We start from the raw sequence: 26518 nt of genomic DNA, 5'->3' as shown, positions 1-26518 counted from the left end.
CCCATGTGGCGGCTGTCCCTGCTCCTCCTCCTGTTCCTGTGGCCGGCCTCCTCCCCCGCGGAGACCGTGCGCCTGCTCGTCTCCATCGGCGCCAACGTGGGAGACCCGGACGACGCGGTGCTGCGCTTCGCGGATGACGATGCCGCGCGCATGCGCCAGGTCTTCGTCGAGCTGGGCGGAGTTCGCGCCGACCGCGCGTCCGTGCTGGTGGATGCCTCCGCCCAGGACGTGCGCCAGAAGCTCGCGGAGGTGGCGGGCCGCATCGCCGAGCTGCGCGGCGACGGGCATGACCCGGTGCTGGTCGTCTACGTCTCGTCGCACGCGAAGGCCGGCGTGCTGCACCTGTCCGGCTCGCACCTGCCGCTCGCGGAGCTGCGCGACACCGCACGCAAGGCCGGAGCGCGCCTCACCGTGGTGGTGGTGGACGCATGCGAGAGCGGCACCCTCGCCCAGAAGAAGGGAGGCCGCGCGGCGCCCGCCTACGACGTCGCGCTGGAGAAGCTGCCCCTGCACGGCCAGGTGGTCATCTCGTCGAGCGGCCCGGCCGAGGTGAGCGAGGAGTGGGACTCCCTCCAGGGCTCGCTCTTCACGCACCACCTGCTCACCGGCCTGCGCGGGGACGCGGATGCGGACTCGGACGGCAAGGTGTCCCTGTCCGAGGCCTATGCCTACTCCTACCGGCGCACCGTGGCGGGCGCAGCCGGTGCGGGCCAGCACCCCGCGTACGCGCTGGAGCTGGCCGGCACGGGCGAGCTGGTGCTCACCGAGCCCGCGGGGGCGCGCAGCGCGCTCGTCTTCCCCGCCGCCGCCTCCGGACGCTACGTCGTCTCCAGCCGCCCCCGCCCGGATGTCGTCGCCGAGGTGGAGAAGCAGCCCGGCCGCCCCCTGCGAATCGCCGTGCCACCGGGCCGCTACCTCGTGCGCAAGCGCGCGGGCGCGAGCACCGGCCTGCTGGAGGTCGAGCTGCCCTTCGGCGGAGAGCGACAGGTGAACGAGGCCGCGCTCGAGTGGCGCCGCTACCAGGAAGTGGCCGTCAAGGGCGGTGCCCTGGACCTGAAGAACGCGGCGGTGCTCGCGCTCGGGCGCTGGGAGGGAGCTGCCATTCCGGGCACGGGCACACGCCTGTCGGCCGCGCTGGGCTACCGGCACACGCGGGGCGCCTGGTGGGCGCTCGGCACGGTGTCGGGCACGCGTGCCTCGTATCGGGGCCAGGGGCTCGACATCCGCGAAGGCGCCCTGGGCCTGGGCCTGTCCGCCGGCTACCGGTGGATGGAGTGGGCCCTGGTGCCGCAGGTGGGCCTGTCCCTGGAGCTCACGGGCCTGCGGCAGTCCTTCCGCCGAGACCGGGAGGACGACATCCAGGGCACGCTGGGCCTGCCCGCGCTGGCCTCCCGCAACACACTGGGCGTGGCGGCGGGGCCCGTGGTGGGCGTGGAGGTTCCGCTGCCCGGCCCCACCTTCGCGCTCGTCCAGGGACAGCTGCTGGTGCGCTACCTGCCACCCGCGAACGAGCGGGTGCCCCCCCTGCGCCTCGCGCCCTCCGCCATGCTGGGTGCGGGCTACCGATTCTGAGAGGACATGCCGTGATGCACCGACTGCTGGGGCTGGTCTCCCTCCTCCTCGCCGCCGCGTGCGGTACTCCCGTGGACACGACGTACGCGGGCGAGCCGCTCGTCACGCTCCGTGGCCAGGCGAGCCTCTCCCCGACCGACCGGCCCGACGGCGCGGTGCGCCTGACGTTCGCTTGGTACCCCGGCATCGTGGACGACTCCGCCGCGTCGCCGACCTCGCCCACGTCCATCCTCACCGAGGACGTGCCCTTCCAGGCCACCTTCCCCGCGGACTTCGCGCTGCCCCTCCACCAGCCGCCTCCGGCAAGCGCGCGCGTGGCGGTGGGCGGCCGCATCCGCGGGCGTGCCGCGACGGGCTTCCTGCTCGCCTACCGCGACCTGAACGGAAACCAGCGCCTCGACCCGCTCCCCGCCAGCGGTGGCACGCCCACGCAGGACCGGGTGGTGGGCTCCTCCTGGGGCGGGGCCGACTCCTACGTGCTGCTCTACCTCGAAGAGGCGCAGGAGCCGGACACGGGCCTGCAGCGTGGCTTCAACCTCGTGCACCTCACCCGGGACGGAGGTGGCGTGGCGCCGCTCGACACGCCCATTCCCCTGGACCTGAGCGCGGGCAGCGACCAGCTGGACCTGCTCGTGTGCGAGCTGGCGTGGGATGACGTGCCGGAGTCGGAGCCTCCATGCGGACTCTCCTTCGAGCCGCCCCCGCCACCTCCTGGCACGCTCATCGTCGATGGCAAGGTGTCGCTCACGGGCCGCGCGGCGTTCGTGAACCTCTACGTCACGCGCGACGACGTGCAACTGGAGGATGCCACCCTCACCCTCGGCGGCAGGCCGGTGCCGTACGTGCGCGGGCACGTCGCGTACCACCTCGAAGAGGCGGACTCCTCGCTGCTCACCGAGGGTGGCACCGTGGAGCTGGTGGCGCGCTGGGGGGACTCCGTCACCCGGCGCCTGCTCACCATGCCCGACAGCTTCGACATCACCACGCCCGCCCCGGGAGCCCAGGTGCGGAGCGGTACTCAGCTCCAGGTGGAGTGCACGACCTCCGCCGGGGCGTACGCCTACGACGCGGAGCTGCTCGATGCGGACGGCCTGACGCTGACGCGGACCTTCGGCACCGACTCGAGCGCGACGCTGCTGCCCGTGTCGTACGTGGGCCCCGCCACGCTCCGCGTCGGCGCCGTGGCGCGGTCCGCGGACGCCTCACGGCTGGGCTGGGTCCGGATGGAGTCCGTGCGAATCCGCCCCGTCACCTGGGTGCCCTGAAAAATCCGTGGGGGGGTGTTCCCATAAATAAATGCCTGCCCGGTCTTGAAGACATGAGCGCCCCAGACGGTGGGGCCTTCTTCCAACCGGAGCTTCAAATGACCACCCCACGCCGCCGCACCCGCAACACCCTGCTGCTCTCGCTGCTCACGCTCTCCACCGCCTGCGGCGACAACACGCCCGAGCCGAAGCCGCCGCCGCCCGCCGGGAAGCCGCTGGCCACGCTCCAGGGACGGCTCGCGTTGGACTCGAAGAGTCAGGTAAACGAGCCGGTCCGCCTCGCGCTCGCGTGGTACCCCTCGCTGCTCACCGAGCAGTCCGGCCCCGTGAGCAAGCCCGTGAGCATCGTCACCGAGGACGTGGCGTACACGGGCGGCTTCCCCGTGAGCTACACCTTCGACGTGACGGCCGCGCCGCCAGCGGAGGCGCTGGTGGAGCTGGGCGACGGCATGCGGGGCAAGGGCTCGGTGGGCATCGTGCTCGCGTACAACGACCGCAACGGCAACGGGAAGCTGGACACCATCCGTGCGGAAGGCACCCCGGTGGACCGCGTGCTGGGGGCCTCGCTCGAGTGGACCCGGCCGCCCGCCTTCATGGTGATGTACCTCGACTCCGCGCAGGCCCCCGCGACCGGCCTGCAGCAGGGCTTCAACCTGGTGCGGCTCGACGACAACCTCACCTCCAACGTGGTGCCGCTCACCACGTCCATCCCCGTGGTGCTGCGCAACGACCCGCTGCTCGACGCGTTCGTCTGCGAGGCCGCATGGGACGACACCACGGAGCAGGCTCCGTGCGGACTCGGAGGTGACGAGCCAGCCGAGGGCGCGCTCCTGCTCACCGGAGAGCTCTCCTTCAATGGCACCCAGGCCGACCTCTCCTTCGATGTGCGCCGGGACGGCGTGGCCGCGGGTGACGCCCAGGTGCGGGTGTTCGACCAGGTCGCCAGCTACGACGAGGAGCGCAAGCGCTACACGCTCCACATCGACGACGCGTCGGGCCTGCTCGACGGAGGCCTCGTCGCGGTGACGGCGCGGCAGGGCAACGACGAGGTCACCCGGACGGTGATGGTGCCGGCCCGCTTCGAGGTGACCTGGCCCACCGTGCCCATGAGCTACAGCCCCGGCGAGGCCGTGCAGGCGGCGTGGACGGAGTCGAAGGGTGCGCGGCGCTACGAGGTGAGCGTGCGCGCGGATGGCCAGGTGCTCGCGTCCGAAGGGACGGCGGACCGCCGGACGAAGCTCACGCCCCGGCTGCATGGCGGCGCGGCGACCCTGCGCGTCGTGGCGGTGGAGGTGGACAACAGCCTGGTGGTGCGGCGGAGCCAGGAAGTGCCCATCTCCTTCACGCCGTGCGACACGGTGACGAGCGGCAGTCACCTCACCGTGGAGGGCTCGTTCGAGCACTACGACGCCGACTTCATGTGGCAGTCGAGCGACCTGCGCGTCGAGGTCAAGGACAACGACGAGCACGTGACGGATGCGAGGGTGATGCTTGCCGGCATGGACGTGCCATACATGCTGCAGGAAGGCGCCTTCCACAACGTGTTCATCTCGATGTCGGGTCATGGGTTCGGCGAGTCGGTGGAGATGCGCGTGATGCGTGGGGGCAACGTGCTCTGCAGGACGCTCACGCTGCCGGGAGAGTTCGACCTGACGCTGGAGGGCGAGCTCAGCCGTCCGACGGGCTCTTCCTTCAGCGCGAGCTGGACGCGTGCGGCTCGCGCCACGCGGTACGACCTGTGGCTGAGTGAGTCGGCCGACGCCTTCCCGCTCTACTCGGGGAGCACCAACGACCTCGAGTTCACCTTCGACAAGATAGACTACGTGGGAACCCTGAACGTGCGCTTCGCGGCAGTCGCACACCCGACCCGCAACGACACCCTGGGCGTGATGGACGTGAAGCGGATGCGCACGGGGAGCGCCACCTTCACGGAGTGAGCCGCCGCGGCCGCTCTACGCAAACGGCCAAGGGTTCAAGTCCCGCACTCCTCGCCATTGAAAGCCCAGCACTCCTCAGGGGTTGCTGGGCTTTTCTTTTTCCTTCGACCCCCTATGTGCCCTCTGTGCCCCTCCGGCGTCGTTGGCCGGAGCGGCGTGGAACTGGAGGGTTGGGACGCTCGGCGATATCGGCCTTCAACGTGGCTTCCGTCAGGCCCCGAGCCCCACGCACTGCATGAGGCGCGGCCAAAGGCGCTCGGACCAGCGGCTCGCCGAGTCAACGGGCACGGGCCCACTGACCGGGAAGACGCCGCGGTAGCGGACGGGCTTCGCGGTGCGGCCTGCGTTTCACCGTCGAAGTCCACGATGGCCAGAGTGACGTGAGAAAAGTTCGCGTTGCGGCGGTAGGGCGCTGGCGTCGGTTGCGCTGTTCCTCGTCCCCCCGAGAAGAGGGAGCCCTGCCTCACCGAGCAACAGTCCCTCGCCCGGTAGTCCCCGTCTGCCCTGGTGAGAAGTCGCACTCCACCACCAGCGCCACACCGTGCCATGGGCGTTGCGAAGGACATCGCAGCGCACCTGGCCGAAGTCTCCCGGGCCGATGAAGCGGGTCGGCGTCAGGTTCGGAACTGTGTGGGGGAAGGGTTGCAGCGGGTGACGCTCACACGGGCTCCCTGACACGCCCAGCCGGGAACCGGTATCAGCCTTGGTTCCCGGCCTCGGTTTCCCCGTTGCATATGCACTGGCGTGTCAGTCCGGACCCCGTGGCTTCCCCGTATGTGTCTGCACTGACGTGTCAGCCCGAGCCTCGCCCCTGCGCTTTGACGTGTCCGCGCCTCGCGAATCTAGAGATCCAGGCGTCGAGCCGCGCGCCAATACTCTGCGACCTCGCGACTTCACAGGGAGTGAAGTCTGGCCTGGGATTTGAAATGCCTCCGGACCACACCCCCACACGAAGAGGCTACACATGTCGTCGAAGCTGAGTCTCCTGGCGCAGCGTCTGTCACTGGGACTGCTGCTCGCCACCAGTATCGGTGCACAGGCAGGAGCCGACCGCCCGAATTCGGTACCCGCAATCGAGCGGCCGGCAAACCCCATCGCAGGTCAGTACATCTTCACCTTCGACAAAACCAAGGTGACGCCGGCCGAGGCACCGGCCGTGGCACAGGAGTTGACCAGGCACCCCCACACAACGCTGCTGTACGTCTATGACGGGAGCCTGCTGGGCTTCGCCGCCAGCGGGCTGAATGACGGCCGGGCCGTCGCCATCGCCACGGACCCGCGCGTGAAGTCGGTGGGTCAGGACGGAAGCATCGAACCGGACGCCGTGCAGACCACCCCCCCATGGGGCCTGGACCGCATCGATACGCACGCGCGCGTATATGACCAGCGCTACGTGCAGTCCACCACGGGCCAGGGCGTGAATGTCTATGTCCTCGACACGGGCATCCGCGCCTCGCACGCGGACTTCGGCGGGCGGGTCACCCCAGCCTTCACGGCCATCAACGACGGACGCGGCACGGATGACTGCGACGGACACGGCACCCACGTGGCCGGCAGCATCGGAGGCACCACCTACGGTGTGGCCAAGGGCGTGAAGCTCCATGCCGTGCGCGTGTTCGACTGTAACGGAAGCGGGAGCATCAGCGGCATCATATCCGCCGTCGACTGGGTGACGAAGAACCACCAGAAGCCCGCGGTGGCCAACATGAGCCTGAGCTCCAGCGCATACTCGCTCCTCGACGACGCCGTGCGTGGCTCCATCGCGGCCGGAGTGACGTACGTCGTCACCGCGAGCAACCAGGACGCGGACGCGTGCGGCAGGAGTCCCGCGCGTGCCAGCGAGGCGCTGACCGTGGCCGCGTCGGACATCAATGACACACGGGGCTGGTTCTCCAACTGGGGGACCTGCGTGGACCTCTTCGCGCCGGGCGTGGACATCGTCTCCGCCTGGTACACCGGGGACACCGACACCGCCAGCCTGGACGGCACCTCCATGGCCGCTCCCCACGTGACCGGCGTGGCCGCGCTGTACCTCCAGAAGTTCCCCACCGCCACTCCGGCCACCGTGGCGCAGGCGCTCCTGGACGGCAGCACCCAGAACGTCATCCAGGACCCGAAGGGCTCTCCCAACCGGTTCCTCTACTCACTGCTCGTCCCGTTCGAGGTGGTGCCCCCGCCGCCGGGCGTCACGCCGAAGCAGGTCGCCGTCGGGAGCGCGAACCAGATCTGGCTGCTCGACACGGCGGGGCGGCACTACAAGTGGAACGGCTCCGGCTGGGACTTCCAGCGCTGCTGCGTGAGCGAGCTCTCCGCGTCGTCGGATGGCACGCTGTGGGCCACCCACCCGCCGGACAACATGCGCGTGCTGCGGTGGACCGGCACCGCGTGGACCTTCTTCAACATCCCGAATGGGATGAAGCAGGTCACCCTCGCCAATGCGAACACCGTGTGGGGCCTGGACACGGCCGGCTATCTGTACCGGTACACGGGCTCGGCCTGGGAGAAGAAGATCGGCAGCGTCGACCGCATCTCCGTGGGTGAGGACGGCGTGCTGTGGGCCACCAACCCGGCGGATGACCTGCGCGTCCTCGAGTGGAATGGCACCTCGTGGAACGCGTTCACCCGGCCGGCCGGCATGATCTACGTGTCCGTCGGCAATGCCTCCAACATCTGGGGCCTCGACCCGAGCAATCGCGTGTTCAAGTTCAACGGCTCGAACTGGGCGCCCGTGCTCGGCTCGCTCTACCAGATCTCCGCCGCCGCGGACGGAACGGTGTGGGGCATCGGAGGCAACGCCGAAATCCAGCGCTTCGTCGGACCGTGACGTAGCAATGCAGTGAGCCCCACGGCCGGCCGGTGCCGCCGTGGGGCTGTTGTCTGCGTGCCGTTCGCGAGAGACGGGCGCGGGGCTGGACTGACTTTTTCTAGGGAGACATCCAATGAGAAGCCGTACAGATGCGCTGTTGTCGTGGGGGCTGGGAACGACGTTGGCATTGTTGCTGGGGTCTTGCGGTGTGGAGCCTCTCGACGAAGGTGTACGTCCCGGAAGCGAGGGGGCGTTGCGAGGGGGCGATGCGGCGTTGACGCGTACGAGCCCGGAAGCCTCGCTGACGTGGGACCCGTATGCGGACGCGGTGGCGCCGGGCACCACGGCGACGGTGCTCAACGCGAGCGCGGCGCTGGGCGCGCCGGACGGGAAGGCGGCGACGCTGCTGGGCCTGCTCAACACGGCGCTGGTGCTGGACCTGGGTGCGGGCGAGGAAGGCACCGGCGACCTGCGCGTCTATTACCAGGGCCTGTCACTGGCGCTGGTGGCGCAGGTGGACTTCCTGAAGGCGGATGGGACGCTCATTGGCTCCAGCCCGCTGCACCTGGTGGAGCTGGGACTGGGGACGCATGTGGCGGTGGCGGCGTACCCGGGCAACAAGCCCTATCGCTACGTGCGCCTGAGAGGCGCGGTGCTCGCGCTCTACCTGGTGGACGCGGTGGAGACGTCGCTGCGGCCCATCTGTGGTGATGGAGTGCTGGGCGGATTCGAAATCTGTGACGACGGCAATCAACTCTCTGGAGACGGCTGCAACAGCGTCTGCGAAGTGGAGCCGGGCTACACCTGCACGGGACAGCCGAGCATCTGCACCGACATCGACGAGTGCGCCGACGGGACGGCGAACTGCCAGCCGGGTGAAATCTGCGTCAACACGCCCGGGAGCTACACCTGCGAGCCCGACCTCTGCGCGGGGGTGGTCTGCGCGCCTCTCGACGCGTGCCATGTCGCAGGAACCTGTAATCCGTCGACCGGGCAGTGCTCCAATCCGGCGGCCCCCAATGGAACAGCGTGCAGCGACGGCAACGCATGCACCCAGCCGGACACCTGCCAGGAGGGGGTCTGCACCGGTGGCCCGCTCGTCGGCGACACGACCAGCAACCTGGCCCACCAGTGGACCTTCGACGAGGCCAGCGGCAGCACGGCCCTGGACTCGGCGGGCACGTCGAACGGAACGCTGGGCAGCTCGGCGTCGCGGACGGTCAGCTTCGACGGCTCCGGCGCCATCACGCTCACGCCCACCCAGCAGTGCGATCTCAACGCCCACGTCGACTTCGGCCTCGCGCCCGGGCAATTCGGGACGGGCGCCTTCACAGTGAGCTATTGGCTGAAGACGACCTTCAACGGCCCCGGCAGCGGAGATCTCATCGGGAACCGGGTGGCCGGGAGCGCAGGCAACTACCTCTCGGCAAGGCTCAGCGGCAGCACCTCGGAAGCGTCGCTCGAGATCTACGAGGACGCGGCAGGCACCAACGGTGCAGGCGTCAATGTCTCTCCATCGCCGCTCAACAACGGCAGCTGGCACCACGTCGCCTATACCCGCAGCGGGACCTCGCTCAAAGTGTACATTGACGGCGTGCTGGTCGGCTCCGCGACCAGCGCTGCGCCGACGAACCTCACGGGCGCCAATTCGTTCCGCATCGGCCGCAGGCTGCCGACCTGCCTGGGCGGCTTCTACAGCATTCCGGCTTCGTTCGACGATGTCCGGACCTACAGCCGCGAGCTCACCGCCTGCGACGTCGCCGTGCTGAACACGCACTAAGCCATCCGGGGTATATCTTTGCCTGCCCTACGAGGTCGGGCAGAGGAGAAGAGACGTCGGAAGCCTCCTGGGCGGTGCAACTGCTCCAGGAGGTGGACGACCGCAGCATCGAAGTCCGCTCGTTAGGACAATGGTCGCCCGGAGCCCTGCGGCCGCGCACATGCCGTGGGCACGCCCAGGTGCTCCAGAATCGCCCGCACCCCGGGGGCGGGCCGCCTCGATGAACACGGTCAAGCCATCAAGCACCTGAGCCAGTCCCACCCGCGTGCCAATGACAGGAAGGGACTGGAGAGGCTGTGCCGCTCCGGGGCGAGAGCGAAGTTGCGCAGGGAGGCCCACTTGAGAAATGAGCCACGGCGTTGCGCGTTTCGCGGCATCATCGGGCATGTCCATCACGCTACCGTTCACCGCTTCCGACCAACCCCGCACTGCCATCCTTCACCACGGCTCCGGCCTCGCGGCCCTGCTCGTGTTGAGCGCGTGCGGCGTCGAGACGACCTCGCAGCCGGGGTTCGCGGGCGCCGCACAGAACGCACAAACTCAGTCGTCCATGCTGAATACCGCGCCGCTCTGCACGGCCCCGTTCTGGGAGGCTGTTCAGCAGCAGGGAGACATCCCGCCCGCGCTCTGGGAGGCTGGCGCCTCGTTCGCCCGCTCGGGCGGTGACCCGGAGGTCGTCTATCGCTTTGGCGGCCAGCGCGGGAACTTCCCAAGCGATTTTCCCGTCAACGACTTCTATGCCCTGGACGTCACCACGGCCACGTGGACGAACCTCGCCTCGCCGCAAACCCCCGCGGCGCGGGCCGACACCCTGCTGATTCCTGGTCCGTGCGGCAACTGCGTGAGCATCGTGGGAGGGCGGGACCGGTTCCGGACCGGCTCGGATCTGATGTTCCCCGAGATGTGGACCTACCACGTCCAGAGTCACCACTGGGAGAAGGTCCCTACGGAAGACCTGGGAGACCCGTTCGCCGTGCGCCGTTCCTCCGCCCTGGTGGTGGAAGTCCCGGACGCCGACCATCCCAAGAAGACGAAGACGTTCTATGCGTTTGGCGGTGTGGGCAACACGCTTCCACGCTTCGCCACGACGCCCACCGGTCTTCGCAATGATGTCGCCGTCTACGACAAGGACACCGGCTGGAGTCTTGTCACGACGTCCGGTGAGAAGCCCGCGCCTCGCGCCTGGGCAGCTGGCGGGTATGATCCGGCCAGCCGCTCGCTGCTGGTCTTTGGCGGCTACCGCCTCGGGGCAGCTCAGGGGCCCACGACGCCTGCCGGGGAGCTCTTCGGTCCGACGAACTACGAGAACGACCTCTGGTCGCTGAGCCTCGATACGTTCACGTGGACCCAACTCCATCCGACAGGCCCGCTCCCTTCGCCGCGCGACAATGCCGTGGCGTTCTTCGACACCGCCCATGGCGGGCTGGTCATCTTCGGGGGGCAGCGCTTCGACAGCCTCTCCGACGAGCTGTGGTTCTACTCAGTGGAGGACAATCAATGGACCCAGGTGGCCCTCGACCCCTCCTCCTCCGTCCCCCCGTCTCGCGTCGGAGGCATCTCTTTCGTGCGAGAGACTCCCGTCGCCTACGAGCTCTACCTGAACGGCGGGGCGACGTCTGACGGCGGCGCGAGCGAGTTCCTCAACGACCTCTGGAAGCTGTCCTGGCCGAAGAACTGACCGCGGTGGTTGTCCGGGCGCTTCCTGGGGGCCGCCCAGTCCGCCTGACCTGCTCGGCGAACTCAGGGTGGAGAAGTCCGGTACGCAGACTATTCTGGACGCGCTCGAGCGGGCCTACGAGCGCTTCCCGGAGATCGGCGGGCGCGCCCCCACTCCGTCCTCCAGATGACGGTTCACCCCCGGGTTGACTGGACAGTTGCCTTGTCCTGGAGCGCCGCCCTGCCTATCCCATCACCCCATGAGCACCCAGCCTGGGAAACTCGAGTGGCTCGCGGGCGGGGGTGAGATGGCGGCGCTCATCGCGTCGCTCGACTGGTCGCGCTCGCCGCTGGGGCCCATCGAGACGTGGCCCCAGAGCCTGCGCACGACGGTGAGCCTCTGTCTCGCCTCGAACTTCCCCATCAACATCATCTGGGGAGACGCTCACAACCAGATCTACAACGATGGCTACCGCGTGCTCTGCGGCGCGGCGCACCCGCGTGCCATGGGCGAGGACTACCGGGTCACCTGGGCGTCCGCGTGGCCGGCCATCGGCGAGCCGTTCGAGCGGGCGCTGGCTGGAGAGACGACCTACCTCGAGAACCAGCGGATGTTCCTCGAGCGGAACGGGTACCCGGAGGAGACGTTCTTCACCTTCTCGCTCAGTCCCATCCGCGATGAGTCCGGGAAGGTGGCGGGGCTCTTCCACCCGGTGACCGAGACGACCGCGACGATGCTCTCCCAGCGGAGGACGCGGGCGCTGCGGGACATCGCGGACCGCGCCGGACGGGCGCCCGTCTTCGACGAGGCCTGCGACCTGCTCCTCGCGTCGCTCGAGGAGTACGCCTTCGACCTGCCCTTCGCGCTCCTCTACGTGACGACGCCGGACGGAGCCCTGGCCCGGCTCCGGGGGGCCCGCGGGACGGAGGTCGGAGGCGCGCTGGCCCCGGTGTCGATAGACCTCAGGGGGCCGGACACGGGCGCCCGCTGGCCGCTGGAGCGGGCGGCACGCAGCGGGAGGCTGGAGCCGGTGGCGGACCTGGCGTCCCGGTTCGGGCGCGTCGCCGCGGGGCCCTATCCCGAGCCGGTGGCAGCGGCCTTCGTGCTGCCCATCCGGGTCGCTGGCGTGGCCGCGCCGCTGGGATTCCTGGTCGTCGGGGCGAGCCCGAGGCTCCCGCTTGACGATGCCTACCGGGCCTTCATCGAGATGCTGCAGGGGGCGGCCAGCGCGGCCCTCGCGAACGCACGCGCGTACGAGGCGGAGCGGCTCCGGGCCGAGGCGCTCGCCGAGCTCGACCAGGCGAAGAGCGCCTTCTTCAGCAACGTGAGCCACGAGTTCCGCACGCCCCTCACGCTGCTGCTCGGGCCCGTGGAGGACCTGCTCTCCGGGCACCTCGGGCCGCTGCCGGACGCCGCGCTCGGCGAGCTCGCGGTGGTCCACCGCAACGGGCTGCGGCTCCTCAAGCTGGTGAACGCCCTGCTGGACTTCTCCCGCATCGAGGCGGGCCGCGCCCAGGCCTCGGTCGAGCCGGCCGACCTGTCCGCGCTCACCCGGGACATCGCGAGCACCTTCCGCTCCGCCATCGAGCGCGCGGGCATGCAATTCGTGGTGGACGTCGAGCCGCTCGGTGAGGCCGTGCTCGTGGACCGCGAGATGTGGGAGAAGCTCGTCCTGAACCTCGTGTCGAATGCGTTCAAGTTCACCCACACAGGTGAAATCCGGGTCGAGCTCCGGCGGGAGGCCGGGTTCGCGCGGCTGGCGGTCCAGGACACGGGCATCGGCATTCCGGCGAGCGAGCTCGGGCGGGTGTTCCAGCGCTTCCACCGGGTGATGGGGGCGAAGGGGCGCACCCACGAGGGCAGTGGAATCGGCCTCGCGCTCGTGAAGGAGTTCGCGAAGCTCCATGGCGGCTCGGTCGACGTACGCAGCACCGAGGGGCAGGGCACCACCTTCTTCGTCCGCATCCCGCTGGGGGGAGTGCCCCGGCTGGCGCAGGCAGCGGCCGGTGCACCGAAGCCTCCGTCCACCGCGACGCGGCCCGAGACCTACGTGGAGGAGACGCTGCACTGGTTGAACGGCCAGGCGCCGGCCCCCCCGCCGGAGGACGGCGGGAGCCAGGCGCTGGCTGGCGGGCCCCTGGCGGCGGAGCACGGGGAGGGCCCGGAGGTGGGCGCCCGCCTGCGGGTCCTGCTCGCCGACGACAACGCCGACATGCGCGAGTATGTCCGCCGCCTGCTCCAGCGCCACTATGAGGTGACCGCGGTGACGAACGGCGCGGAGGCGCTCCGGGCGGCGCGAGAGGCGCGGCCGGACCTCGTCATCTCGGATGTGATGATGCCGGTGATGGATGGCATCGAGCTGGTGAAGCGGCTCCGGGCGGATGCCTCGCTGCGCACGCTCCCCATCGTCCTGCTGTCCGCGCGGGCCGGGGAGGATGCCACGGTGAGCGGGCTCGAGCTCGGCGCGGACGACTACCTGACGAAGCCGTTCTCCGCCCGGGAGCTCCTGGCCCGGGTGCAGGCCCAGCTCAAGATGGCGGCCTTGCGGCAGCGGGTGGCGGAGCAGGAGTCGCGCGCGGCGCACCTCGCGCAGCAGCAGCAGTGGCTCGAGGCCGTGCTGGACAGCCTTCCCGCCCCCACCCTCCTCGTCGAGCCGGAGTCTGGCCTCTTCACCTTCGTGAACCGCGCCGCCCATCAGCTCGCCGCGGGCCGCTTTCCCTCGGACGTCGGCGCCGCGGAGCGCGGCCAGGCCTTCTTCATTACCGACGAGGCCGGCCGCCCGCTCGGGTTGGAACACTCCCCGGGCACCCGGGTCCTGCGAGGGGAGCAGGTCCGCGACTTCGAGGCGGTCTGGCACTCTCCTGCCGGGCGCTTCAACATCGTGGTGGACTCCGACTTCGTCCCCGCCATCGGGCCCAGGCCCGCGCAGGCCGTCGTCACCTTCCGGGACATCTCCCGGCTCAAGCTGGTGGAGCGGGAGCTCAAGGCGCTCCTGGGCGCACGCGACGAGTTCCTCTCCATCGCCTCGCACGAGCTGAAGACGCCCATCACCTCGCTGAGGATGCTGCTGCAGATGGCGGAGCGGAGGGTCCAGGCCGAAGAGGGCCGCACGCAGAGCCCGGAGAAGCTCGCGAAGGCGCTTCGTGTCTCGTTGCTCCAGGTGGACCGGCTGACGCGCCTCGTGGAGGACCTGCTCGACGTCGCGCGCATCCGCACCGGCACGCTCGAGCTGGACTTCCAGGAGGTGGACCTCGCCCAGCTCGCACAAGAGCTGCTGGAGCGCCTCTCCGGGCAGCTCGCGCAGGCTGGCTGCCAGGCCCACCTGGACGTCCCACCCAGGCTCCTGGGCGTCTGGGATGGGCCCCGTCTCGAGCAGGTGCTGACGAACCTGGTCGCCAACGCGATGAAGTACGCGCCGGGCGCGCGCCTCGACGTGCGACTCTCGGCGGCGGACGGGCTGGCCCGCCTCGAGGTGCGCGACCACGGCCCCGGGGTCGGGGAGGCGCAGCGAGAGACCATCTTCGAGCGCTTCGACCGCGGCATTGCCTCGCACAACGTGGGTGGGCTGGGCCTGGGCCTCTTCATCTCCAGGCAGATTGTCGGTGCCCACGGAGGGACCATCTCGGTGGAGAGCCCGCCGGGAGGCGGTGCGTGCTTCGTCGTGCTGCTTCCCCGTGATGCCTCCCGCCACCGCACGGAGAACCTGGCGGCCGGGTAGCAGCGGGATAGGCTCGCGGGTTCATCCACACGGAGCCTTCGAACATGCCGTCCTCACGTTCCTACGCGGGTGAGCAGGACCTGCGAGCCATGACGCGCCTGGTGTCCGCAGGCCATGCCGCGCATGGGCCCCACGTCGAGTGCACCGTGGGAGACATCGACTGGCGCATGAACCGCAATGCCTTCGTGCGGCCCGAACAGAACGTGCGCCTCTGGCATGACGAGCGCGGGAACCTGGTGGGCTTCGCCTGGGGCTATGTGAATGGCGACGTCGACCTGCTCATCCATCCTCGAGAGCACGCCGCCACCGTGGTGCCCCAGGTGCTCGAGTGGGCACAAGCGTGGTTCCCCACGCGCGGTGCCTCCGACGAGCGTCCGCTTCATGTCTGGGCATTGGAGAGCAACACGTCCATGACCCGCGCGCTGGAGCAACAGGGCTGGCGGCGCACCGAAGACTGCTACCTCCACCTGGCCCGGCCAACGTCGGACACCGGCACCGCGCCCCTGCCGCCCGGCTACACCGTCCGAAGCGTGCGAGGCCCCGAGGAGACCGCCGCGCGCGCCGAGGTCCATCGCCGGGCCTTCGGCACCGAGCGCGTCACCACCGAGGTGTACCAGCGGGTGATGCGCGCCGCCCACTACCGCGCGCACCTGGACCTTGTGGCCGAGGCGCCAGACGGCTCGCTGGCCGCGCTGGCGCTGTGCTGGCTGGACCCGGAGAACGGCCTGGGCGAGTTCGAGCCCGTCGCGACAGCGCCAGAGCACCGCCGCAAGGGCCTGGCTCAGGCATTGCTCCAGGAAGGGCTCAGACGCCTGTGGAAGGCGGGAGCCAGGACGGCGCTGGTCTATGCCCATGCCGCCAATCCCGCCTCCGTGGCACTCTACGAGTCGGCGGGCTTTCGCGTCATCGACCGGAACTGGGGGTACGTGGCGCCCTGAGGCGCATATAGAGGGCATCCGCCTCCAGCCCCATTTGCAGGGGCGAGTGACAGTTCCAGGCCCCAGGGGTGTTCGTCTTCCCGGTACGGCCCCTCGGGCGACCGCCGTCACTCCGCCATGAAAGGGGACCCCTATGTTTCCGAAGAACGGGCTCAGCAACCTCGCCGCCGTCGCGCTGCTGGCTGTCGCGCCACTCGCCTTGGCGTCCGGGCCCACCCTTCCGTCGCCGTCCGCCTTCTTCCTGTCCCGCAGTGAGAACCGGAACCAGGTCCACTACGCGCTACGCCTGGACGAGGCCTGCCGCCCCGTGGGGACGCGCCCCGTGCAGGTCTACTGGCGGATGTTGGAGCGCGGGGAGTCGGAGGTGGAGGACCTGCTGGGGGTCGAGCAACCCGTGTATGGGCTGGAGGACGCGCAGCCGGTTGACGCCACCGCGGAGGGCTGGCGGGTGCGGGTGCGCCTGCGGGCCTTTCCCTCTCGCCCTATCGACATCACCACCGCGCGGGTCGACGGCGAGTGTCAGGTCCAGGCCTGGACGAAGGTGGCCAACAGCGTCTCCCGGCTGGAGCACGTCTTCGTGAAGACGTCCTGGCCCTTCTCGGTCGACTTCGTGCGGCTGGATGGCGTGGGGCCGGAAGGACAACCCGTCCATGAGCTGCTCCGCAAGTGAGGCGCGAGGCGCGAGAGCAGGGCAATCCCATTCATCGACCGCGCGAGACCTCGACGAGTCGCGCTTCGAGAAAACGGCGCTCGGCGTCATTCCGGGTCAGCGACAGCGCCTCCCGGTAGGCCGTCGCGGCTTCTTCGAACCGACCGAGCCGGCGGAGCAGGTCGGCTCGGGAAGCGGGGAGCAGGTGGTACCCGCGAAGCACCCCGCTGGCGGCAAGGTCATCAATCTGTGCAAGGCCGCGCTCGGCGCCTTCCGCCATCGCCACCGCCGCGGCGCGGTTGAGCGCGACAATGGGAGACGGGTCGATGGCCAGCAACCGATCATACAGCCCGACAATCTGTGCCCAGTCCGTATGGGCGGGGGTCTCTGCCTGAAGGTGGAGTGCGGCGATGGCGGCCTGAATCGCATACGGCCCGCGAGCGCCGAGGCTCAGCGCCTTGTGCAAGAGCGCGGCGCCTTCCTCGGCCTCGTCCTTCCTCCACAGGGTTCGGTCCTGCTGGTCCAGGAGCACGAGCCCGCCATCGGGAGCGACGCGGGCGAAGCGGCGTGCGTGGTGCAGCACCATCAGGGCAAGCATGGCGCTGGCCTCGGCACGAAGTGTCTCGGAGAGGAGCGTCACCACGATTCGGCCGAGGCGGATGGCCTCTTCGCAGAGGTCGACCCGAACCAGCGAGTCTCCCCCGGTGGCTGAGTATCCCTCGTTGAAGGTCAAGTAGATGGTGGCGAGGACGGCGCGGGTGCGTTCGCGGAGCTCGCTCCTCTCGGGCACTTCGTACGGAACGCCAGCGTCGCGAATCTTCCGCTGGGCGCGAACGATTCGCTGCGCCATCGCAGGCGTGGGAACGAAGAACGCGCGAGCAATCTCCTCGGTGGTGAGCCCACACAGCGTGCGAAGCGTCAGGGCGACCTGGGCCTCGGGCGCGAGGCTGGGGTGGCAGCAGGTGTACAGCAGTCGAAGCTGGTCATCGGCGATGACCGGGGCGCTCTCGAGGGAAGCGGAGAGCCCCTCCAAGGCCTGCTCGAGGAGCGCGGTCTTCTCCCGGAGCCGCTGCCCGCGCCGCACGCGATCGATCGCACGGTGTCTGGCGGTCTGGATGATCCACGCGCGTGGAAGGGGCGGCGTCCCCTCGCGGGGCCACTGCTCGACGGCAGCCTGAAACGCTTCCTGAAGGGCGTCCTCGGCGAGCGTGAAGTCGCCGAGGAGGCGGATCAGCGTGGGGAGGATGCGGCCCGTCTCCTCTCGATAGAGCTTGTCGATGTCGGAAGCGGGAGCCACCTGACGGCTAGCCCTGCTGACTGAAGTCGACGCAGGGTCGGACTTCCACGGAGCCGGCCTTGGCCCCCGGAATCCGGGAGGCGATGGCGATCGCCTCGTCGAGGTTCTTGGCCTTGACGAGGTAGAAGCCGCCCAGCTGTTCCTTCGTCTCCGCGAACGGGCCATCGGTGGTGAGGCGCTTGCCGTCGCGCACGCGCACGGTGGTTGCGGTGGCCACCGGCTGCAGGGCCTCGCCGCCGACATAGTTGCCGCTCTTCTTGATGCTCTCGGTGAACGCGTCGTACTCGCCCATGAGCTGAGCCATTTCCTCCTCGGGCTTGCCCTCGTAGAGCTTCTCGTTCTCGTAGATGGTCAGCAGGTAGGTGATCATGTTCGTGTCTTCCAGATGAGGGAGGCGAATCTGCCTCACCAGGGGATCGAACGGGGCGGGCGATTTTCGACAGGGCGTTGTTCGGGAAGAACAACCCCAGGAATCACGGGTATTTAGGGCGACTCGCCCGGCGTTATATCGGGCACGGCGTCCACGCCGGCATCGGCCGCTGTGGGCCGAGGCGCCTCCGCCGGAGTCGAAGGCTGGGGCTCCTCCAGTGGCAGCGGTTCCGCGTTGCCGGTGACGGGGGCCACCGGCGGAGTCGCGTCCGCCGCCTGGGGACCGGAATCCGGGGCCGTTTCCTCGGGCTCCAGCGTCGCCTCCAGGCGCGGCGCGCTCCCACCCGCTTCGCCTCCGGCGAGGGGGGCACCGGGGACCGCATCGAGGGACGGCTCCGCCTCGGCGGGGCCGCCCGCGTCCATGCCGTCCAGAACCGGCGGTGCCACCGGCCGCACCCCGGGGGCGGCCGCCGTCGTCCGCGCCCGTTCCTTCTTCTTCGGGGGAACCTGGACGGCGGGGGCTTCCCGGGCAGGCGCTTCCGGCTCCGGCTGCACCTCGGGACTGGCGGGCGGCACCTCCGCGGGCGCGGGTACCGGTGGGGCTGGCTCGCCTGGAGGCTCCCCGCTCCCACCGAGCACTCCGTCCAACGACGGCAGCCCATGCTCACGGAGCACCGCCTCCACGGATGGCCTCCAAGCCTCACGGGACACCACCGCCACGGCCGCACCGAGCACCAGGAGAATGACCAGTCCCCTTCCCCACCGCGACGGCTTGCGCTCGGGCAGCGGTGCGGAGAGGGGCGCATCCCCGACGGGGAACCTTCCCGCGGTAGCCCAGGCGGGCTCCCCCCGGGCGCCCTCCGGCAGTGAAGGCGCGCGAGGCGCCCTGCGTGGCTCGAGGGCGGCGGGCCCGGGCATGGCGCCGATGGCCAGCGTGCGGACCTCCGCGGTCGCGGCCGGCACCCGATGGCCCTCTTCCGCCTCCCGTTCCAGCTCGGGAAAGCGCCCGGACAGGAAGCGCGACACCTCTTCGGGGCTCGCCAGGGGACAGGCCCGCGCCAGCGCCTCCGCCATCTCCTGGCAGGAGCCGTAGCGGTCCTGCGGCCGGCGCGCCAGGGCCTTCGCCGCGACGGCCGCCAGCGCTGGCGGCAGCGCCGACACGTCCACCTGGCACCGTGCGAGCTGCTGGCAGTGCGCCACCTGGCTGGCGACGGAGACGGAGACGTCCGCGGGCGGGGGAAACGGCAGCCGGCCCGTCAGCATCTCGAAGAGGAGCACGCCCGCGCAGAACTGGTCGCTCCGGCCATCCACGGGTGCCGAATCGAAGGGAAGGCCCTCGGTGCCTCCGGGCACCGTCCTGAGCAGCTCCAGCGCCCGCTCTGGCGCGAGGTAGCCCGGCGTGAAGAACAGCTGCTGCGCGGCGGGAGCCGTCGCCCGCGCGGACCCGGCGATGCCGAAGTCGATGACCTTGGTGACGCCACCCAGGCCCACCATCACATTCGACGGCTTGACGTCCCGATGGACGACCTCCAGCCGCCGGCCCTGCGCGTCCGTGGCGTGGTGCGCCGCATGCAGGGCCTGGCACACGTCGTACATCACCCGGCAGGTGATGTCGGCGGGCAGCCCCGAGGGCGCGTGGGCCCGGAGCAGCTGCTCCAGGCTCCTTCCCGGAATCCACTCCATCTCGATGAAGAGCTGGCCCTGGCTCTCGAAGACGTCGTAGACGCGGACGATGTTGGGGTGCGTGAGCTTCAGGCTGAGGAGCGCCTCGTCGAGGAAGCTCCCGCGGCCGGCCTCGTCGGCCTTCAGCGTCATCTGCTTGAGGACCACGTTCTCGCGGCGGAGGTGCGAGTGCGCGAGGAACAGCTTCGCCATTCCCCCCTGCCCCAGGAGTTTTACGACCGAGTAGACCTTTTCCGCTCTCACCGCTCGAACCCTACCACCCCGGTCTCGAGCGGCACACGAAGAGCGACTGAAGGTCTCGGCGCCTGCCGCTCCTCCGGGGTCCCACGCATCCGGTAGCCGATGCGCGGGCCCCTCGGCTGTGGCTCAGGGAGGCGGGCTCGAGAAGCCTCCCGCTACGGCTTCGGCAGCTTCGTCACGAAGCCGTCAGGGCTCCCCATCAGCGTGTTACCGTCGAAGTGCCCATCCGTGAAGCCGCCCACGTAGAGGTTCCCCGCGGCGTCCACCGACACTCCGTTGCTGTACACGCCCGCGTTCGCCATGTTGAGCCGCGCCGCGTCCTGCTGGACGACCCACTGACGGTTGCCGGCCGTGTCGTACCGCGCGACGAAGTTGTGTATCGCGGCCACCGTCGTGGACGTGGTGTTGCCGATGTCCCCCGTGCCGCCGCCGGTCAGGTACACGCCGCTCGCGTCGATGAAGAGCCCCGTGCCCCACGCGCCGCCCGAGCTGCCCAGCTCCCGGGTCCACTGCTTCACTCCGGCCCCGTTGTACTTCGTCACGTAGGCATCACCGCCCGCCGTGGGGTTCGGGTTCCCATCCAGGCCACCGGTGCTGGAGCCCGCCAGGTAGATATTGCCCGCCGCATCCGTCGCCGCCCCGTACAACGAGGTGTCCGACGCCGGAGTTCCGAGCTGCCGGGTCCACTGCTTGTTGCCCGCGCCGTCGTACTTCACGACGAAGAAGTCCTCCGGCCCCATGCGGACGTTGCCGTCCAGTCCACCCGCCGTCCAGCCCGCCAGGAAGACGTTCCCCGCGCCATCCGCGGCGACCCGCCGCCCGTGCGTTCGCGTGCCAGCCGCGCCCACCTTCCGCGTCCACAGCTTGTTGCCCGCGGCGTCGTACTTCGTCACGAACGCATCCGACGTGCCGATGGCGGGATTGCCGTCCAGGGCGCCCTCGACGGTGCCGCCCAGGAAGGCGTTGTCCGCGGCGTCCACCGCGACCCCGAAGCCCTCCGTGTCGGAGCCCGCATTCCCGAGCTGCCGGGTCCACTGCCTCAGGCCCGTGTAGCGGTACTTCGTCAGGAAGGCCTCCCCGAAGCCCGTGGTCGGAGTCCCGTCGATGGACCCGCTCACGATGCCGGCCACGTAGATCTCCTCCCACGTCCGGTTCTGCGCGATGCCGTACCCCCAGGCTGCTCCGTTGGGCGCACCAATCTGCACCGACCAGAGCTTCGCTCCGTTCCAGTCCCTCGCCTGGAGGAAGGCGTCCATGCCGCCAACCGCCTGGGCGCCATCCAGCCCCAGCTGCGTCATGCCCGTGATGTACGTACGCCCGGCCGGGTCCCCCGCCATGTCATGCACCCGGGTGAAGCCCGCCGGCGAGCCGGTCGTCCGCGTCCACACGGACTGCGTCGCCGAATACGGTGCGGTGACGCAGTGGAGCAGCTCCAGCCGCCCGATTGAAATCACGACGATGCCGCTGCGCGTGTCGTTGTCGTCCGTGATGTGCACCCGGTAGCGCGTGTACGCGCCGGGCGTCGCCACCGTGTACTCGCGCCGCTCGTGGCCCGCCCAGTTGACCTGGTTCGTCCGCGTATCCAGCACCACCCAGGAGGAGCCGTTCCACCCCTCGAACGTCCAGTTCCTGGGCGCCCGCGAGGTGATGGAGCCGTTGGCGTAGTTGATGGCATAGCGGTTGACTGTCTTCGCCCCGTTGAACCACTGGTAGCCGAGCCACGCCGGCGTCTGGTTCTCCAGCGAGAGCCACAGCGACCCGGAGGCGTCGAACGCCTGCCAGGCCTCGTAGGACGTGCTGAAGACCCCGGAGCGCGTCACGCTGCCAGAGGGCGTGGTCGGCCCCGTCATCACCGGGACCAGGTTCTCACAGGCCAGCGCCTGCTCCTGGTCGCCGAGGGTGTCGGGGGCCTCGGAGACGGGGGACGGCTCACCGCCGCAGCCCGGCGCGGACGCCAGGGCGAGCGTGCCCGCCAGGAAGATGCTTCGAATGGGGTTCGGAACTCTCACGATGCCTCCTCGGATTTCGTGCGTGAATGCACGGAAACTCCGGGGGCTGGCCGTGCTCACGGAGCCCCCGGTGGCATCGGTGATACAGGCGCCCGCCCACACTCACGGTATCGAGGTGATGAAACAGCCGGAGCCGGTGACGAGACCGCCGCTAGAGGGGACGAACCTCGGCGAGCCCTGGAGTGGCCAGAGGGCCCTCACCACCTCGTACAACCCCGGTCACGAGCGGCACACGAAGATTACCGCGTGCGCTCGGCGGCCTCTTCGGCGGCCTCTTCGGCTGCTTCTTCGTCGCTGATGAACACGCCGTTTTCCATGCGACCGCGCTCTTCCAGGCGGTAGTAGGCGTTCTTGTCCTTTGCCATCGTTCCATCCTTCGTGACCAGTTCGAAGGTTTCGGGGTCGGCCCCCTCGAGAAGCCGGCCAATGCCATACACGAGCCTTCCGTCCGTCCCGTAATGGGAGCCAAGAAGCCGGAACTTCGAAGCATCGACACCCGGCAGGGCGCTGGCGCCGTAGAACACCGTGCCCTTGTCTTTCGACCAGTACCCGTTTCCGTTCAGGATCGTGAAGCTGTCACGGTCGGCACCATGGAGTCTTTTTTCATGGAAATAGATTCCATTCTTGTCTTCACCGTACCCGTGATTGCCCCTCCTCATTTCCTTGAAGGTCTCGGCGTCCGCCCCCTCCACCTCGGACAAGCCGATTCCCGCCACGTGATAAAAAACCCTTCCATTCTTGATTTCGTAGCTGTTGGTGAAAATGGAGACGAAGAAGCCACCCACGACAGCCATGACGACGACACCCACGAGGACCAGCACGCCCAGGGCCAGGAAAACGAACTTGATCAGACTCATGAGGCCCAACGTAGCCCGCGCCGCCGTCAGCTCGTAGCAAAACACGAGGCTCGGGAGCACGTCGCCGAGGCTGCCTGGCGGGTGACTGCAGTGGCGGTGGACCGCAACTCCGGCCATCGGGGTGTTTGTGCAATCGGGTTGCCCAGGTCGTCCGTGGCCGGCTGGGCGCGGCGGACCACGCGCTCGCGGGCTTCGGCTCGGCGGACCCGAGCGCTAGGTGGGCACTGAGGACTACGGTGGCGTGCACAGCAACTCGGGCATCCCCAGCCTGGCGTTCCAGTTGCTGGCCTCGGGCGGCCGTCACCCGAACTCCAAGACGGTGACGCAGGTGCCGGCGGTGGGCGTGGAGAAGGCCGCGCGCATCTTCTACAAGGCCAGCACGGACCTCTCCGGCGCCCAGGGCTCCACGAAGTACTTCTGCCTGGACGTGCCGGCGGGCAAATCCCCTGTGTTCAGGGTGTACGGTGGCCAGGGTGTTCTGTACATGTACGCGCGCATCGGCACGGCTCCGACGACCGAGTCGTACCACTGCAAGACGGCCTATAGCGGCCACGACGACTCGACGTGCAGCGTCGCCGCGCAGACGACCCACCAGCGCATCTACGTCATGCTGAGCGGCCACGAGTCCTACTTCAACGTCAGCCTCACCCCTCGCTACTGACAGGGCGTGCCCGCCAACCAGGGCGTATCGGCGGGAGAGGAGCCAGGTTGCGGGTGAGGGCTGGAGCGGAGGGGCCAAGGAGGGCCGCTGACGGGGGGGCCGCCCGAGCAGCGAGCCCTCGGCGCCCCGGGGGCCTCCACACTACGCAACGGTGTAGACATACTGGTTCATGAGCGAAGCTCGAGGGGGGTTAGGGTGCGTGACTGAGGCGCTGCCGTCGAGTGCGCGTGCGCACGCCCAGGCGGCGTACGCCGTCCGCTTCGAGTGGGGCCCCACCGGCGCCGCCGCCGTGGCCGACGGGGCGGACGTCACGGTCGTGGTGGACGTGCTCTCCTTCACCACCACTGTGTGCGTTGCCGTCGAGCGCGGGATGACGGTGCTGCCGTTCCGCTGGCGGGACGAGCGCGCGGCGGAGTACGCCGCCGAGCGGGAGGCGACACTCGCCCTCGGGCGGCACGAGGCCCGAGCCGCGCAGCAGGCCGGCCGAGCCAACGCCGTCAGCCTGTCGCCGGTGGCGATCGCCGAGAGCCAGGGCATCGCCCGGCTCGTGCTTCCCTCGCCCAATGGTTCCTCGCTCTGCTTCGCGCTTGCCGACTCCGGTGTCGCCGTCGTGGCCGCCTGCCTGCGCAACCGGTCCGCGGTGGCCGCCTGGCTCGCCCCGCAGGTGACGGCCGGCCGGCGACTCGCGGTCGTGGCGGCGGGCGAGCGGTGGCCCGACGGCTCACTCCGCCCGGCGATCGAGGACCTGTGGGGCGCCGGCGCGGTGCTGGCCGCCCTCGTGGACCTCGGCCACAGCCGGCTGAGCCCCGAGGCAACCGTCGCCGAGCAGGCGTTCCGCGCCGTGGCGGACCGGCTGCCCGCGGCGATGGAGTCGTGTGCGAGCGGGCGCGAGCTCGCGGCTGCGGGCTTCGGCGAGGACGTGGAGGTCGCCGCCCAGCTCGATGCGAGCCCCGTCGTACCGCTGCTGGGACGCGAGGGGTTCGCAGATGCCCGGAGTTAGGGTCCGGGGCCCCTGGCTCGCTCAGCGGCTCTTGACGGACAGGTTGCTGGCGCCGCCCATCACCTCGAAGTCGTACCGGTCCGCCGCGAGCTTGTAGCCCGGGGTCTCCAGGCTCGTCTGCCCACCGACGGCGCCCAGGTACTGCTCGTTGAAGGCCAGCGCGCTCACGCCGCCCTTCGCCTGCAGCCGGGCAGCCGCCTTCGCGGGGATGGTGAAGGTGACGTCGCTGGCGCCACCCACGACGCGGACGGGGACGATGCCCGACGGCGGCGGCAGCGCCATGGTCACCTGGCTGGCGCCTGACAACAGCTCGAGCGACTCGAGCCGCAGCTCTCGCAGGTCCGCATCCAGCTTGGACGCTCCGCCCTTCAGCTCGATCTTCCAGGAGATGGAGCCATTGAGCTGGATGTCCGCGGCCACCTTGCGCCAGTCGAGCAGCGAAAAGCGCGGGTACTGGATGGAGACGGTGCCCGCCTCCTCGCGCACGCTCGGCGCCCGTCCCTCGAAGCGCGCAGTGTAGAGCTCCGACATACCCGGGTTCGCCCGGAGCGTGACGGCCGAGGCGCCCGAGGCGAACTTCAGACGCGCGCTCGTCAGCGCTCCCAGTGGGCTGGAGAACACCCCGGTCGCGCCAGGCCCTCGAGTGCCAGAGGCGGAGCGCATGCTCGCCATGTCCTCCCGCATCATCGCCGCGCTCCGGTGGAGGAAGTCCCGGATGACGCCGAGCTGCTCGTCCGAGTAGCTCGAGATCAGCTGCTTCAGGGCGTCTCGCGAGCTCTGGAACACCGCATCGAAGGCGTCCTCCTTCTCGCGCGCCGACTCGATGATGACGTGCCGCCGATCCTTGGGATCGCGCACGCGCCGGACCCATCCGCCCTTCTCCAACCGGTCGATGAGCCCGGTGATGGCCCCGGACGTCAGCCCTGTCAGCTCGGCCAGCTTCCCCGCCGTCGTGGCGCCGGTGCGCTCCAGGATGCTCAGGCACTTCAGGTCGGTCTGCGTGATGCCCAACGCGTCCGCCATCGCCTGGCTGAAGAGGAAGTCCTGGTCGCTGAAGTCCCTCAGCTCACGCACCAGCGCCTCCAGCCGCTCCTCTTCCTTCGCTTGCCCGCTTGACATGACACGCCCGTCCTCTTAGCTTCTAGACATCTTAGTCACTAAGACATCTCCCCGGTAAACATTCCGGACCGAAAGCCTCCAAGAGATTACACAGAACCACTCTCCAAGAGAATCGATATATAACCCAATGAATCCGTCTAGTTACGAAGAGCCGGTGTCAGGTGAGGCCCACATCCCCCATGAGGGAGTGCCTCCCGGGCCGGGTACGCAGGTTCAGCACATGTCCGCGCCGCTGGGGACGACGCGGCGGGGCCGGCCACCTCACCGTCGACACGCGCTGAGCCTCCCCCACCCTTCCATCCCTTAACCCCGCGACACGCTCGCGACGCTCAGGCCCTTCTCCCCATGTCACCCTCTTCAGAGCCCATCGTCTCCATCAATGAAGTCACCAAGAACTACCACCTGGGCAAGGTGGTGGTGCCCGCGCTGCGCGGCGTCTCGCTCCAGGTGCACAAGGGAGAGTTCATCTCCATCGCCGGCCCGTCCGGCAGCGGCAAGACGACGCTGCTCAACCTCATCGGCTGCGTGGACACCGCCACCAGCGGCGTGGTGAGCGTGGCCGGCCAGGACACCAAGCTGCTCAGCGAGCGGCAGCTCACCAACCTGCGCCTGAACACCATTGGCTTCATCTTCCAGAGCTTCAACCTCGTCTCCGTGCTCAGCGTCTTCCAGAACGTGGAGTTTCCCCTGCTGCTCCAGCGCAAGCTGGACAAGGCACAGCGGCGCGAGCGGGTGATGCAGCTGCTGGAGCAGGTGGGCCTGGCCAGCCACGCGAAGCACCGCCCCAACGAGCTGTCCGGCGGCCAGCGCCAGCGCGTCGCCGTGGCGCGCGCCCTGGTCACCCGGCCCCAGCTCATCCTCGCGGACGAGCCCACCGCCAACCTGGACTCGGTGACGGGCCAGCACATCATCGACCTGATGAAGGAGCTCAACCAGAAGGAGGGCACCACCTTCATCTTCT

General features: G+C 69.5%; 19 protein-coding genes. 13 read left to right on the top strand and 6 right to left on the bottom strand.

Annotated features, from left to right (window positions below; all coding sequences use genetic code 11):
- Nucleotides 1-3: 3 nt before the first annotated feature.
- From LXT23_RS31340 to LXT23_RS31300, 10 genes are all read left to right on the top strand, one after another.
- Nucleotides 4-1572, top strand: coding sequence for a caspase family protein (locus LXT23_RS31340; protein ID WP_253984042.1), 1569 nt, complete (start codon nt 4-6; stop codon nt 1570-1572).
- 14 nt (nt 1573-1586) lie between these two features.
- Nucleotides 1587-2837, top strand: coding sequence for a hypothetical protein (locus LXT23_RS31335; protein ID WP_253984041.1), 1251 nt, complete (start codon nt 1587-1589; stop codon nt 2835-2837).
- A gap of 98 nt (nt 2838-2935) precedes the next feature.
- Nucleotides 2936-4774, top strand: coding sequence for a hypothetical protein (locus LXT23_RS31330; RefSeq protein ID WP_253984040.1), 1839 nt, complete (start codon nt 2936-2938; stop codon nt 4772-4774).
- 964 nt (nt 4775-5738) lie between these two features.
- A complete protein-coding gene (locus LXT23_RS31325; protein ID WP_253984039.1) occupies nt 5739-7598 on the top strand; it encodes a S8 family serine peptidase in 1860 nt (619 codons plus the stop codon).
- Between the two features lie 256 nt (nt 7599-7854).
- Nucleotides 7855-9360 carry a LamG-like jellyroll fold domain-containing protein gene (locus LXT23_RS31320; RefSeq protein ID WP_253984038.1) on the top strand — a complete coding sequence of 502 codons (1506 nt, stop codon included), beginning with the start codon at nt 7855-7857 and terminating at the stop codon, nt 9358-9360.
- A 346-nt stretch (nt 9361-9706) separates the two neighbouring features.
- Nucleotides 9707-11038, top strand: a complete 1332-nt coding sequence (locus LXT23_RS31315) for a Kelch repeat-containing protein (RefSeq protein ID WP_253984037.1) — start codon at nt 9707-9709, stop codon at nt 11036-11038.
- Between the two features lie 67 nt (nt 11039-11105).
- On the top strand, nt 11106-11207 hold the full coding sequence (locus LXT23_RS50745) for a DUF5953 family protein (RefSeq protein ID WP_407692926.1): 102 nt from the start codon (nt 11106-11108) through the stop codon (nt 11205-11207).
- A 69-nt stretch (nt 11208-11276) separates the two neighbouring features.
- Complete coding sequence (locus LXT23_RS31310) at nt 11277-14735, top strand: ATP-binding protein (protein ID WP_253984036.1); 3459 nt, start codon at nt 11277-11279, stop codon at nt 14733-14735.
- A gap of 44 nt (nt 14736-14779) precedes the next feature.
- Entirely contained in the window at nt 14780-15673 is an 894-nt protein-coding gene (locus LXT23_RS31305; protein ID WP_253984035.1) for a GNAT family N-acetyltransferase, read from the top strand.
- Nucleotides 15674-15806: 133 nt separating this feature from the next.
- Nucleotides 15807-16343 carry a DUF4833 domain-containing protein gene (locus tag LXT23_RS31300; protein ID WP_253984034.1) on the top strand — a complete coding sequence of 179 codons (537 nt, stop codon included), beginning with the start codon at nt 15807-15809 and terminating at the stop codon, nt 16341-16343.
- A gap of 31 nt (nt 16344-16374) precedes the next feature.
- On the opposite strand, the gene LXT23_RS31295 is transcribed toward LXT23_RS31300, so the two are convergent.
- The 5 genes from LXT23_RS31295 to LXT23_RS31275 all read right to left on the bottom strand — a co-directional run bounded on the left by LXT23_RS31295 (nt 16375) and on the right by LXT23_RS31275 (nt 22777).
- Complete coding sequence (locus tag LXT23_RS31295) at nt 16375-17619, bottom strand: RNA polymerase sigma factor (protein ID WP_253984033.1); 1245 nt, start codon at nt 17617-17619, stop codon at nt 16375-16377.
- 7 nt (nt 17620-17626) lie between these two features.
- Nucleotides 17627-17989: a YciI family protein gene (locus LXT23_RS31290; RefSeq protein WP_253984032.1), complete on the bottom strand. Its 363-nt coding sequence runs from the start codon at nt 17987-17989 to the stop codon at nt 17627-17629.
- A gap of 113 nt (nt 17990-18102) precedes the next feature.
- Entirely contained in the window at nt 18103-19914 is a 1812-nt protein-coding gene (locus tag LXT23_RS31285; RefSeq protein ID WP_323379106.1) for a protein kinase domain-containing protein, read from the bottom strand.
- Between the two features lie 152 nt (nt 19915-20066).
- A complete protein-coding gene (locus LXT23_RS50440) occupies nt 20067-21920 on the bottom strand; it encodes an SBBP repeat-containing protein (RefSeq protein WP_253984030.1) in 1854 nt (617 codons plus the stop codon).
- Nucleotides 21921-22159: 239 nt separating this feature from the next.
- The gene (locus LXT23_RS31275) at nt 22160-22777 is read right to left on the bottom strand and encodes a DKNYY domain-containing protein (RefSeq protein ID WP_253984029.1); all 618 of its coding nucleotides are present in this window, start codon (nt 22775-22777) and stop codon (nt 22160-22162) included.
- A gap of 217 nt (nt 22778-22994) precedes the next feature.
- Here LXT23_RS31275 and LXT23_RS31270 point away from each other — a divergent pair, with 217 nt between their 5' ends.
- Nucleotides 22995-23438 (top strand): M4 family metallopeptidase, encoded by a 444-nt coding sequence (locus LXT23_RS31270; protein WP_253984028.1) that lies wholly within the window; start codon nt 22995-22997, stop codon nt 23436-23438.
- A 199-nt stretch (nt 23439-23637) separates the two neighbouring features.
- Nucleotides 23638-24438 (top strand): 2-phosphosulfolactate phosphatase, encoded by an 801-nt coding sequence (locus tag LXT23_RS31265; RefSeq protein WP_253984027.1) that lies wholly within the window; start codon nt 23638-23640, stop codon nt 24436-24438.
- A 21-nt stretch (nt 24439-24459) separates the two neighbouring features.
- Here the strand turns inward: LXT23_RS31265 and LXT23_RS31260 are convergent, their stop codons facing one another.
- On the bottom strand, nt 24460-25557 hold the full coding sequence (locus LXT23_RS31260; protein ID WP_253984026.1) for a MarR family winged helix-turn-helix transcriptional regulator: 1098 nt from the start codon (nt 25555-25557) through the stop codon (nt 24460-24462).
- A gap of 345 nt (nt 25558-25902) precedes the next feature.
- On the opposite strand from LXT23_RS31260, the gene LXT23_RS31255 reads away from it, so the two are divergent.
- Nucleotides 25903-26518 (top strand): ABC transporter ATP-binding protein (locus LXT23_RS31255; RefSeq protein WP_253984025.1); only part of this gene is annotated, 616 nt, incomplete at its 3' end.

It is taken from the genome of Pyxidicoccus xibeiensis, from assembly GCF_024198175.1.
Lineage (GTDB): Bacteria > Myxococcota > Myxococcia > Myxococcales > Myxococcaceae > Myxococcus > Myxococcus xibeiensis.
This window is presented reverse-complemented; position numbering and strand designations above follow the sequence as displayed.

Coding starts and splice junctions, on each gene's coding strand:
- LXT23_RS31300 (WP_253984034.1), top strand. CDS start 15,807: ATGTTTCCGAAGAACGGGCTCAGCAACCTCGCCGCCGTCGCGCTGCTG.
- LXT23_RS31325 (WP_253984039.1), top strand. CDS start 5,739: ATGTCGTCGAAGCTGAGTCTCCTGGCGCAGCGTCTGTCACTGGGACTG.
- LXT23_RS31315 (WP_253984037.1), top strand. CDS start 9,707: ATGAGCCACGGCGTTGCGCGTTTCGCGGCATCATCGGGCATGTCCATC.
- LXT23_RS31290 (WP_253984032.1), bottom strand. CDS start 17,989: ATGATCACCTACCTGCTGACCATCTACGAGAACGAGAAGCTCTACGAG.
- LXT23_RS31335 (WP_253984041.1), top strand. CDS start 1,587: ATGCACCGACTGCTGGGGCTGGTCTCCCTCCTCCTCGCCGCCGCGTGC.
- LXT23_RS31260 (WP_253984026.1), bottom strand. CDS start 25,557: ATGTCAAGCGGGCAAGCGAAGGAAGAGGAGCGGCTGGAGGCGCTGGTG.
- LXT23_RS31305 (WP_253984035.1), top strand. CDS start 14,780: ATGCCGTCCTCACGTTCCTACGCGGGTGAGCAGGACCTGCGAGCCATG.
- LXT23_RS31340 (WP_253984042.1), top strand. CDS start 4: ATGTGGCGGCTGTCCCTGCTCCTCCTCCTGTTCCTGTGGCCGGCCTCC.
- LXT23_RS31330 (WP_253984040.1), top strand. CDS start 2,936: ATGACCACCCCACGCCGCCGCACCCGCAACACCCTGCTGCTCTCGCTG.
- LXT23_RS31310 (WP_253984036.1), top strand. CDS start 11,277: ATGAGCACCCAGCCTGGGAAACTCGAGTGGCTCGCGGGCGGGGGTGAG.
- LXT23_RS31275 (WP_253984029.1), bottom strand. CDS start 22,777: ATGAGTCTGATCAAGTTCGTTTTCCTGGCCCTGGGCGTGCTGGTCCTC.